9 protein-coding genes and 1 pseudogene are annotated in these 10,806 nt (G+C 73.1%); 6 read left to right on the top strand and 4 right to left on the bottom strand.

All coding sequences use genetic code 11. The annotated features are described in order from the left end of the window. The first annotated feature begins 40 nt into the window (after positions 1-40). Entirely contained in the window at positions 41-1,207 is a 1,167-nt protein-coding gene (locus tag P1P70_RS32290; protein ID WP_319244133.1) for a 4-hydroxybenzoate 3-monooxygenase, read from the top strand. 38 nt (positions 1,208-1,245) lie between these two features. On the opposite strand, the gene P1P70_RS32295 is transcribed toward P1P70_RS32290, so the two are convergent. Then, positions 1,246-4,467 (bottom strand): amidohydrolase family protein, encoded by a 3,222-nt coding sequence (locus P1P70_RS32295; RefSeq protein WP_319244116.1) that lies wholly within the window; start codon positions 4,465-4,467, stop codon positions 1,246-1,248. A gap of 144 nt (positions 4,468-4,611) precedes the next feature. Continuing rightward, positions 4,612-5,133: a DUF6328 family protein gene (locus P1P70_RS32300; RefSeq protein WP_319244118.1), complete on the bottom strand. Its 522-nt coding sequence runs from the start codon at positions 5,131-5,133 to the stop codon at positions 4,612-4,614. 138 nt (positions 5,134-5,271) lie between these two features. Between P1P70_RS32300 and P1P70_RS45905 the strand changes: the two are divergent. Next, positions 5,272-6,695: pseudogene (locus tag P1P70_RS45905) on the top strand (cholesterol oxidase substrate-binding domain-containing protein). A gap of 106 nt (positions 6,696-6,801) precedes the next feature. On the opposite strand, the gene P1P70_RS32315 reads toward P1P70_RS45905, so the two are convergent. Both P1P70_RS32315 and P1P70_RS32320 read right to left on the bottom strand, forming a co-directional pair. After that, the gene (locus P1P70_RS32315; protein WP_319244121.1) at positions 6,802-7,629 is read right to left on the bottom strand and encodes a DUF1206 domain-containing protein; all 828 of its coding nucleotides are present in this window, start codon (positions 7,627-7,629) and stop codon (positions 6,802-6,804) included. Beyond that, a complete protein-coding gene (locus tag P1P70_RS32320; protein WP_319244123.1) occupies positions 7,629-8,018 on the bottom strand; it encodes a hypothetical protein in 390 nt (129 codons plus the stop codon). The genes P1P70_RS32315 and P1P70_RS32320 overlap by 1 nt, the downstream gene beginning before the upstream one ends. A gap of 155 nt (positions 8,019-8,173) precedes the next feature. Here P1P70_RS32320 and P1P70_RS32325 point away from each other — a divergent pair, with 155 nt between their 5' ends. The 4 genes from P1P70_RS32325 to P1P70_RS32340 all read left to right on the top strand — a co-directional run. Then, positions 8,174-9,097 carry a MurR/RpiR family transcriptional regulator gene (locus P1P70_RS32325; protein ID WP_319244125.1) on the top strand — a complete coding sequence of 308 codons (924 nt, stop codon included), beginning with the start codon at positions 8,174-8,176 and terminating at the stop codon, positions 9,095-9,097. A 277-nt stretch (positions 9,098-9,374) separates the two neighbouring features. Further along, the gene (locus tag P1P70_RS32330; protein WP_184902816.1) at positions 9,375-9,758 is read left to right on the top strand and encodes a hypothetical protein; all 384 of its coding nucleotides are present in this window, start codon (positions 9,375-9,377) and stop codon (positions 9,756-9,758) included. Between the two features lie 103 nt (positions 9,759-9,861). Further along, entirely contained in the window at positions 9,862-10,179 is a 318-nt protein-coding gene (locus P1P70_RS32335; protein WP_319244128.1) for a YkvA family protein, read from the top strand. 40 nt (positions 10,180-10,219) lie between these two features. Continuing rightward, positions 10,220-10,806 (top strand): TerD family protein (locus tag P1P70_RS32340; protein WP_319244131.1); only part of this gene is annotated, 587 nt, incomplete at its 3' end.

The raw sequence follows: 10,806 nt of genomic DNA on the forward strand, positions 1-10,806 counted from the left end.
CCTCCCGGGCCCGCCCCGGCGCGAGCGCACCCCCGTCGTCATCGTCGGTGCCGGACCGGCCGGGCTCACCGTCGGCAGCATCCTGCGTGCCGCCTCCGTGGACTGTGTGGTGCTGGAGACCGAGAGCCGCGGGTTCATCGAGCGGCGCCCCCGGGCCGGGTTCCTGGAGGAGTGGGCGGTGCGCGCGCTGGAACGGCGCGGACTCGCCGACCGGCTCGTGGAACGGGCCCCGGTGCACACGGAGTTCGAGTTCCGTTTCGCGGGTGGACGGCAGCGGTTTCCGTACACGGAGATCACCGGCCACCACCACTACGTCTACCCGCAGCCGCTGCTCGTGACGGACCTGGTCAGGGAGTACGCGGACGTCCGGGGCGGCGACATACGGTTCGGCGTGCGCGAGGTCGAGGTGCACGACATCGACGGTGAGCGCCCGTCCGTGTCGTACGTGGACCCGGAGACCGGTGAACGGCACGTCCTCGCCTGCGAGTTCGTCGCCGGCTGTGACGGTGCCCGTGGTGTCACGCGGACCGCGCTGCCGGTTGAGCACGTCACGGTCGCCCGGCACGACCACGGGGTCGGGTGGCTGGCGCTGCTCGCCGAGGCACCCCCGTCGTCCGACTGCGTCGTCCTCGGTGTGCATCCCCGGGGCTTCGCCGGGCACATGGCGCGCAGCCCCGAGGTCACCCGCTACTACCTGGAGGTCCCGGCCGGCGACGACCCGGCGAACTGGCCGGACGACCGGGTCTGGTCCGAGCTGCACACCCGCCTCGCGGCGCCCGGCGCCCGACCGCTCACCGAGGGGCCGTTGGTCGAGAAGCGGGTGCTCGACATGCACAACTACGTCACCGAGCCGATGGCGTACGGTCGGCTGTACCTCGCCGGGGACGCCGCGCACCTCGTGGCGCCCATCGCCGCGAAGGGCATGAACCTGGCCCTGTACGACGCCCTGCTCCTGGCGGACGCCCTGATCGCCTGCCTCCGCCAGGGCGACGACCGTGGGCTGCGCGGCTATTCGGACGCCTGTCTGCGCCGGGTCTGGCACTACCAGGAGTTCTCGCAGTGGCTGGCGGAGCTGCTGCACGGGCCGTCGTCCGGCGACCCGTTCCGGGCCGGCGCCGCCACCGCGAGGCTCCGCCGCGTGCTCGGTTCCCCCGCCGCCGCGTCGACCTTCGCGGAGCTGTTCATCGGCAAGGGAACCGATCACTGACGCCGACCGTGGCCAGGGACCGCACCGTCGTCGGGAGGTCAGTGGCCGTCGTGGCAGCAGCCGTCGCGGCGCATCGTCCGGCCGACCTCCAGCCAGTCCTCCTCCGTCCCGGCGGCCTTCACCCGTCGCGCGGAGGGCCGGTACGCGGCCACCAACTCCTCGGTGGTGTAGGGGGTTCCGCCCCGGAGGACCGACACCGTGCGGACGAGGTCGGCGAAGTCGGTGAAGGGGTCGCCGTCGACGATCGTCAGGTCGGCGAGCTTGCCCGTCTCGACCGTGCCGAGGTCGTCGTCGAGACCGAAGAGACGGGCCGGGAGGACGGTCGCGGTGCGCAGGGTCTCGGCGGGGGTGAGGCCCCCGGCGTGCAGGGCGCGCAGGGCGAGGTGGAGGAAGAGGCCGACGGGGCCGAGCGGCTGGTCGGTGCCGAGGGCGACGACGCCGTCGGCCGCGAGGATCCGCCGGTAGATGTCGGTCTCGGTGCGCAGCGCGGCGAGTTGGGCGGGATTCGGCGGGATTCCCGCGCCCTGCCGGACGACGGCGGCGTCCCACGGCGGCATGACGACCGTGACGCGGGGGTCGTCGGCCAGCGTCGGGTCGGCGCCCATGAGGGGTGCGGCCGTGAAGGGGGTGGCGATCAGGGAGAAGTCCACGCCCTGGCGGGTGTAGATCTCCACGACGTCCTCGTAGGCCTGTCCGCGCGCGGTGACGGCGTGGCCGAACTCCGCGCGCTGGGTGGCCTGGAGATGGGTCGTCAGGTCCTGTCCGAGCTGGACGCCCGGGGAGAGCAGATGGCCGCCGGTGCGGACGCCGAGGCGCTCGTGGGCGAAGCGCGCGGCCTCGCTCGTCACCCAACCGGGCGCCCGTACATAGGTCTTGACGAAGTCCCAGTCCAGCGCCTCGGCTCGTTCGAGCGAGCGCCGCAGTCCGGCCTTCGTGCGGTGGGCGCGTCCCATGCTGTACGCGACCCGGGCGCCGTCGAGGAGTTCGCCGGTGGTGAGGAGCCGGGGCCCGGCGAGCCGGCCGGTGTTCACCTCCTCGCGGATGCGGGCCTGTTCGTGGGCGAAGCCGCCCAGGGAGACGGCGGTGGTGACACCGTAGGTGAGCTGTGCGGTGGCCTGGCGGCTGCCGTAGGTGCTCTGCCAGGGGTGGGTGTGGCTGTCCCAGAGGCCGGGGATCACGGTGTGCGCGGAGGCGTCGATCCGGCGGAGCGCGGCGCGGCGGTTGCCCCGGTGCGGTTCGACGGCGGTGATGCGGCCGCCGCGTACGACGATGTCGACGTCGTCGCGGACCGTCTCGCCGGTGCCGTCCCAGAGGCGCCCGGCGTGGACGACGGTGTCGGCGGGGGTGGGCCGGGTGCCGTCGAGCGGCACGCGGACCGTCCGGGCGTGGTCGCCGGAGACGTCGATCAGGCGGAGCCGGGTGCCGGACTGGTAGAGCAGGGTCCCGGAGTCGCCGGACCAGCTGGGATGGTCGGCGGGTTCGGTGGTGAGGGTGCGGAGCCTGCCGCGTGGGGTGCCGTCGGGGGTGACGGGCAGCAGGCACAGCGCGGATTCGACGATCACGGCCATCCAGCGTCCGTCGGGCGACCAGACGGGCCCGGAGTCGTAGCGGTCGGCGATGGAGGTGTGGGGCGCGACCGCGCGCAGCCGGTCGGCGCCGGTCGTGGTGTCGACGATCCGGATCAGGTTGTAGCCCTCCCGGAACCGGGCGCCCAGTCGGTTGCGATCGCACAGTGCGAGGTAGCGGCCGTCGGGCGACCAGCTCGGCCTGCCGGGGATTCCGCCCCCGCCGAGCGGCGCCACGAGGACGCGTTCCGCACCGCTCGCCAGGTCCCGTACGACGAGTCGGCCGACCATGTCGAGGCACGCGAGCCGCTCGCCGTCGGGCGAGAGCGCGGGCATGACACGGCCGCCGGTCGCGAGGGCGGTCTCCTCGCCGGTGGCCGGATCGTGTCGGTACACGCCCAGCAGGCCGTCGCGGTCGTCGGCGTAGACGAGCGACCGTCCGTCGGGTGCCCAGGAGGGCGCGAGCAGGGTACGGGTGGGCGGCGACTCGCGCAGCCTCTTCGGCCGGCGACCTCCCGAAGTACTCGCCGACCAGAGCGAGTTGAGGGCGGCGAAGGCGATGCTGCGGCCGTCCGGCGACAGTGCGGGCAGGTGGATGCCCCGCACGGGACGGACCCGCTCCTCCCCGAGGTCGTACTCCTTGACGCGGTGGCGCGGGCGGTCCACCGGGAGCACGGCCTCAAAGGGGATCTCCTCCGGCTGGGCGGGTTCCTCCGGGCGTACGAGGCTGAACCCGCCGTCAAGCGTGAGCAGCAGGCGGCCGTCGGGCGTCCAGCGGGGTGGCACGGGCGCGAGGTCGCCGTCGACCTCGACGGGCCGCCCGTCGACGACGAGAGTGCAGGAGCCGTTCGGGAAGGCCGTGGTGCGCAGGTGAGCGAGACGGCCGTCGGGGGCCGGAGCGGGGGTCATGACCTGGGCGGCGGCGGTCTCGGTGTGCTCGACGGTCACCGCACCGGTGCCGTCGGCGGCCACGGCGGCGACCGTGCGGGACTCGACGAACGGGGTGGTGCCGGTGGTGACGACCTTCGCACGCACGAACAGCAGGCGGCTCCCGTCCGGTGACCAGGTGGGGTCGAAGTCCTCCCAAGGGCCGTCCTGGAGGGGGCCGTCCTGGCCGGGGAGGCCGGTGACCTGGGTGATCTCGCCGGTGGCGAGGTGCAGGACGTGGACGCGGTAGGGGCTTCCGCCCGAGGGGGCGTCGGGGTCGCCGCCGCGTTCGGAGCCGAAGGCGAGGCGGGTGCCGTCGGGCGACCAGGCCGGTGCCCGGTCGTCCCAGGGGCCGTCGGTGCGCTGCCTCAGGTCGGAGCCGTCGGGGCGCATGGTCCACAGGTGGAAGCCGCCGCCCTGGTAGGCGCAGAAGGCGACGAGAGCGCCGTCCGGGGAATGGGTGGGCCGGTTGGGTTCGAGGCCGGCCGGGGTGAGGGGGACCGCCTCGCCGCCGCCGCGCGGAAGTGACCACAGCCCGCTCTGGATCTCGGCGATCAGCACGTCTCCGGCGGGTGCGAGGGTCGCCGAGCCGTTGGTGGCCCGGGTGAAGGTGAGGGAGAGGCCCGCGCCGGCGGTACGGGCTCGGGCATCCGCGGGTGCGGCCGGGCCTGCGGTGCCGATGACCGCGGCGGCCCCTGTGGCACCGGTGGCGGCGAGGAGTTGACGGCGGGTCAGGGGTGGGGTGGGGCGACTCTGGTCACGGTCCATGACACGGCACGCTCGCGCATCGCACGACCCACGGGCAACACCGCCGTTCCCGCCATCGGGCGCCGTCACCCGCGGGTGTGACGGCGCCCGGCACCCGCGGGTGTGACGGCGCCCGGCTTCACGCCTCGGGCACCGCGCCCCGTGTCACCCGCCGTCGTGACGACTGGGCCGGGGCCGGTCGTCGGCGTGACGGCGGCGGATCCAGGCCGGGAGAGCGAACCAGCACAGCAGGTACCAGAGGACCACACCGCCGACGAGCCACGGCACGTACCCGTCGTGGGTGGCCACGCGCAGGATCAGCAGCAGGGCCGCCGTCATCGTGGCGAGCAGCAGGATCAGACCGACGACGGTCAGTCTGCTCGCCCACTCGACCGCGGCGGGCTTGATGCGGCGTCCGGCGACTATCCGGTGGAAGGAGACGGGTCCGATCAGTGCGCCGGTGGCGGCGGCGCCGAGGATGACGGTGACGATGTAGATGGTCTTCTCGGTCTGCGGCAGATCGTCGTAGCGCGGGGTGAAGACGACGGTGAGCAGGAAGCCGAACAGGATCTGCACCCCGGTCTGGGCGACCCGCACCTCCTGGATGAGTTCGCTCCAGCGGCGGTCGGCCCGCTCGTCCTCGGTCTCGTCGCGGCCTCGGTCCTGGTTGCCGTGTACCTCGGTCACAGGTCCTCCCGGTCGGTCGATGCTCCCTTCCCTGGATGGTGCCGTGACCCCACCGACCCAGCACACCCCTGTGCAGCTTCACTCACACGAGTGAGGCCAGTTGGCGGATCGGTCACTTGTGCCCATGTCCGGCCTAGCGTGATCGCCGTGACCGACTCCTCAGCCACGTCCCGCCGGGGTTTTCTCCTCGGCGCCGCCGCGCTCGCCCTCACTCCGCAGCTCGCCCGTCAGGACCCGGCCGCCGCCGCGGCCGAACCGCCCGGCTTTCCCTCGGACGTCGAGCTGTACAGGACGGTGTACCGCAACTGGGACGGGGAGAGCACGGCGTCCGGGCTGTGGGCGTGCGCGCCTGCCGACGCGGAGCAGGTGGTGGCGGTCGTCAACTGGGCGCGCGGGCAGGGCTGGACGGTCCGAGCGCGCGGCCTCTCCCACGGCTGGTCGCCGCTGACGATCGCCCCCGGCACCGACTCCGACGCCCCGGTCCTGCTCGTCGACACGACCACGCACCTCACGGCCATGACGCCCGTACTGGTCCCCGGCGTACTCAACCCCGAGACAGCGACACGCATCCCGTGCGTGGTCTGATCCCGAGAGGCCGACTCCCTGTGCGACCTGGCCATATGGGCACGGCCATAGGCGACGGGGAGGCTCTGAACCATCACTCCGGTGGAGCAGGGGCCCCGCACACTGGCGCCGTACCCGGCGTCCCAGATCGCACGCTCACCGTAGCCCGAACGGCCCAGGACACCGCAAGCCCGGAAGCCGACCATCACACGATCGAGTTAGTACACCCCCATGCGCACTCCACGACAGTCATGTGCCAACCCCTTCTCGGACAACGTGCCGACCTCGTCGGCCGGATGGTGTCCGACGCCGCCTGGTACCTCGCGCCGGTGCTGGGCAACGCCCAGCTGACCACGGCCTCGCTGGGACTGACGACGACGTTCTCGGCCGACATCTGGGGGCCGTCGAAGAACACGCTCCTCTATCTGAAGCCGACCACGCTGCGGGTGACGGCGAACGGGTACGCGGTGCTCACCTCTCGGGACCAGGTGCAGCGCGTGGTCTCCGAGTTCGCGGCGTTCTACCGGGAGCGGCTCGCCGCGTACGCGGGCCAGGGGCGGTACCCGGTCAACGGTTCGGTGGAGATCCGGGTGACCGGCCTCGACGACCCGGCGGACGTCGGGGTGGCCGGCGCCCGCGCCCCGCTGCTGTCCGCGCTGCGACCGCGCGCCGACCGGCCCGAGTGGGACACCGCCGTGTGGCTGGACGTGCTGACGCTGCCGGGAACGCCGCACGCCGAGGCGTTCTTCCGGGAGCTGGAGCCGTTCCTTCTCGCCACGTACGACGGCGGTCACGCCCTCACCCGGGTCGAGTGGTCCAAGGGCTGGGGTTACACGGACGAGGCCGCCTGGAGCGACGAGGAGGTGCTCGGCACCGTCGTACCGGAGTCCTTCGACGACGGCGCGGGGCCGGGCTGGGCCGGCGCGCGGGAGATCCTGGACCGGCTCGACCCGCACCGGGTCTACGGGAACGCCTTCCTCGACCGACTGTTCCCGTGAGCGAACCGGCTGTTCCCGTGAGCGAACCGACGCTTCCCGTGAGCGGATCGGACACCGGTCGGCCGAAGGCGACTCGCTCTCGGCCGGCCCGCCCTCCTGACGTGCCTCAGACCTTGCGCCAGCGCGCCATGGCGAACGAGAACAGCCCGAACAGGACCAGCCCGACCGCGACACAGGCCAGGAGCGCCGGGCCCGCAGGGGCGTCGGCGAAGGAGCGGAGGGTGTCGTCGAGGCCCTTGGCCTTGTCGGGTTCGTACTCGATCGCGGCGCGGACGGCGAAGACCCCGGCCGTGGCGAACACCAGGCCGCGCGCGACCCCGCCGACCACTCCGGTGATGTCGACGAGGCGGCGCGTCCGCCGTGACATCTCGCCGAGCCGGAGGTGCTTGTGGTACGAGCGCATCGCGGCCCGTACGCCGATCCACCCGCCCGCGGCGATCACACCCAGGCCCGCCGCGCCCACGAGCCACTGGCCGCCGGGGAGTTCGAGCGCGCGGGCCGTCACGTCACGGGACTGTTCGTCGCTGGAACCACCGCCGCCTCCGCCGCTGCCCCCGCCCGCCGCGAACGTCAGCACCGAGTAGGCGACGAAGGCGTAGAAGACGAAGCGCGCGGCGGACGCGAGCCGCTTGGTCCACTTGCGGCCGTCGGGACCCGCCGCACCGAACACGGCCTCCGACAGCCGCCACAGCGCCATGCCCACCAGGCCGATGCCCAGGGCCCACAGCATCACCGAGCCCAGCGGCTTCTCGGAGATCTCCTCCAGGGCGCCCTGCCGGTCCGCCTGTTCCGAGCTCCCGCCGAAGGCGATCTGCAGGGCCAGCGCCCCGACCAGCAGATAGATGACTCCGCGCGCGGTCAGTCCGGCGCGGGCCGCGCCCTCGGTCACCGAACCCCGTGCCGCGCGCCCGGTGCCCACCCCCAGAGTCGTCATCAGCCGCGCCCCTCCCGGCCCTCGACCCGGAGTTGGAGCTGGACCTCCTGGTCACCGGCTTCGACGCCGACCTGACGCACGGCGTACTCCTCCTCCAGCGCGGACCGCAGCAGCCGTACCGCCGGCGGGCTGCCCTGGACCTCGACCGTGACGGGCGCGGACGGCGGCGCGGGGTGCCGGCCCGCGCCGGTGGTGACGGCGGCGGCCGTGTCGTACATGCCGGTCCACATCGTGGGCCGGTCGGTGCCGGTTTCGTGCGGCGGGTCGTCGGGGCGCCGGTCGGACTCGAAGTGGGCGCGCAGACAGGCGAAGACGCGTTCGGCGTCCTGGGCGGAACAGTCGCAGAGCACGACCTCCACCTGGGACACGGGCAGACTGGGCAGGGTCACGAGCCTTCTCCCTCGTGTGAACGACAGGGTGCGGGTATCCCGGGTACCCCCATGGTGTGCCCGAAACGGGGTTCTCGCAGGTCGCGGGATCGGCCCGGCGGGGCGCGGGCCGTGGGCTATGTTGAGTGCTCGTGGGAGACGAAGGAGGCGCGCGGGTGCCATCGCCGCAGCAGGCACGTGCGCAGGCATCAGCGATCACGTCGGGCCGGACCGCCCCGGACACCGAGCAGTCGCCCACGTCCCGGCTCCGGGAGCTGTTCGACGGTCCCCGGCTCTCCCCGGGGCAGCGGCGGATCGCCCAGTACCTGATCGAGCACATCACCGAGGCCGCGTTCCTGTCGATCACCGATCTCGCGGAGCGGGTCGGCGTCAGCCAGCCCTCGGTGACCCGTTTCGCGGCGGCCGTCGGCTTCAGCGGCTACCCCGCGCTGCGGGAGCGGCTCCAGGCCATCGCGCTCGCCACCCTCGGCAGTGCCCCGGGGGTCACCGCGGCGGACCGCAGCAACGAACTGCAGGCGGCCGTGGACGCCGAGATCGAGAACCTGGAGAACCTGCGGCGCGACTTCGCCGACCCCGACCAGGTGATCGAGATCGGCCGCGCCCTGTCCCGCTCGGCCCCGCTGACCGTCCTCGGGCTCAGGATCTCCGGCGCGCTCGCCGAGTACTTCGCGTACGCCGCCCGCCGTATCCATCCCGACGTGCGGCTGGTGACGAAGGGCGGCACGGTCGCCTACGACGCGCTGCTGCAGTCCCGCGAGGCGGGGGGCACCTGGGTCCTCGCGTTCTCCATGCCCCGGCACGCGCAGGAGACCCTGACCGCGCTGCGGGTGGCCCACGGCGCCGGGCTGAGGGTGGCCCTGGTGACCGATCTGGCGCTCGGGCCGCTCGCGGACGAGGCGGACGCCGTCTTCGCCACCGGCACCGGCTCGCGCCTGGTCTTCGACTCCTACGCGGCCCCCGTGATGATGTCCTCCGCCCTGCTCCAGGCCATGACCGACGCCGATCCCGAGCGCACCCAGGCCCGCCTGGAGGCGTACGAGCAGGTCTCGGAGCAGCACCAGTTCTTCCTGCGGGACTGATCCCGTTCGCCCCGGTCTGGTCCGGACAGCAAGGGGTTATTCACCCCTTTCCCGACATGAATTTTTTCATGCCCTTGCAAACTCATCGGTATATATAAATACTGCTCGCGGGTCGTGGCCCGGGGGACTCCGGGTCGCGCCGTCCACCCGGGTCCGTCCGCTCCTACCCGCCACGGCGCCCCGGGTGAGGCGGCCCCGGCCATCCCCTATGCCGGGGCCGCCCAGACTCCACACCCGCTGCACCCAATGGCGTCGATGCAAGACCGGAGCGTTGAACATGGCCCTCACCTCCTCGCCCCTCCGCACGGACTGGCCGTGTCAGGTCAAGACACCCGGCAGTTACGACTGGGAGAGGTCCGCGGCCAAGTGGCTGCGCGAGCTGGTGCCGGCCCGCTACGGCTCCTACCCGGCGATGATGCGGCACCCCGTACTGCTCGCCCGCCACGCCCAGATCCAGGTCCAGCACGAGATCCGGGTCGCCCGCACCGCCCTGCAGACCGCCCGCTCCGAACTGCCCAGCCTCGGCATGTCCGAGTCGGTCATCGAGCACACCATCAAGATGTACGCCGCCGAGGTCATGCAGCTGAACCACATGGCCCGCTCCATCCGGGCCGTCAGCCAGGCCCTCGTCGACCACAACCTGGCCCGCGCCTCGCACTGAGCCGCCCCTCCCCCGCGCGTCGCGGTACACGGCGTCCCCGAGGGGAAGACGATGGACAGGCACCGGCCGGGCGGACGCCCGGCCCGACAGAGGGGCGGGACCGATGGATTCCTGGACGTGGGTGATCGTCGCGGTCGCGGTCGTCGCGGCCGCTCTCCTCGGAGCGGCCGTCTGGCTGCTCCTCCGGCTCGTCCGCACGCGGCGCGAGCTGCGCCGGGCGGGACTCCCCACCGGCCCCAAGTGGGTCTTCTGGGGCGCCGTCCTCTATCTCGTCCTGCCGACCGACCTGGTCCCGGACCCGGTCTACCTGGACGACATCGGGGTCCTGCTCCTGGCGATCAGGTCCATGCGCTCGGGCCGACAGGACGCCCTGGACGCCATGGAGCGGCAGGAGGGCACGGGAACCGCCCTGCGGGGATGAGTCGTTGTCGGGCTGACGGTCACTGCGACGGACGGCACCGATGAACGAGCTGGTACCCGGGGGCAACGTCCCTCTGCCGAGCGGCACCCTGACGATCAGGGTGCCGGGCCCCTTCGACGTCTCCGCCCTCGTCACCGACGACACCGGCAAGGTCCGCGGGGACGCGGACTTCGTCTTCTACAACCAGCCGACGGCCCCGGGGGCCCGGCTGGCGGGTGACACCCTGACGGTGGATCCACCGGGCCTCCGCTCCGGCGCGACCCGGCTCACCGTCGCCATCAGCCCCGCCGAGCCGGGCACCCCGTTGGGCCATCTGCCCGGACCGACGCTGCTCGTCACGGGCCGCGACGGCCGCACGCTCGCCCGCTTCACCCCACCCAGGCCCCAGAGCGAGACCGTACTGCTGTTGGCGGAGCTGTACCGCAGGGGCGCGGGCTGGAAGATACGGGCCCTTGGCCAGGGATACGCGGACGGACTGGCGGGGGTGGCGAGGGACTTCGGCGTGGAGGTGCTGGAGGACGCGGCGGCCGGCGCACCCGGACAGGCGCCCGCGTCGGGACCCGCGCACCGTCAGGGGCGCGGGGAACTGCGCGACCAGCCCCCACCGACCCGCACTCGCCCCGCCAC

Source organism: Streptomyces sp. MB09-02B (assembly GCF_033794485.1).
GTDB lineage: Bacteria > Actinomycetota > Actinomycetes > Streptomycetales > Streptomycetaceae > Streptomyces.

What these genes read in the sequence shown, in the direction of transcription:
- P1P70_RS32330 (WP_184902816.1), top strand. Translation starts at nt 9,375, where the DNA reads ATGGCCCTCACCTCCTCGCCCCTCCGCACGGACTGGCCGTGTCAGGTC.
- P1P70_RS32335 (WP_319244128.1), top strand. Translation starts at nt 9,862, where the DNA reads ATGGATTCCTGGACGTGGGTGATCGTCGCGGTCGCGGTCGTCGCGGCC.
- P1P70_RS32295 (WP_319244116.1), bottom strand. Translation starts at nt 4,467, where the DNA reads ATGGACCGTGACCAGAGTCGCCCCACCCCACCCCTGACCCGCCGTCAA.
- P1P70_RS32315 (WP_319244121.1), bottom strand. Translation starts at nt 7,629, where the DNA reads ATGACGACTCTGGGGGTGGGCACCGGGCGCGCGGCACGGGGTTCGGTG.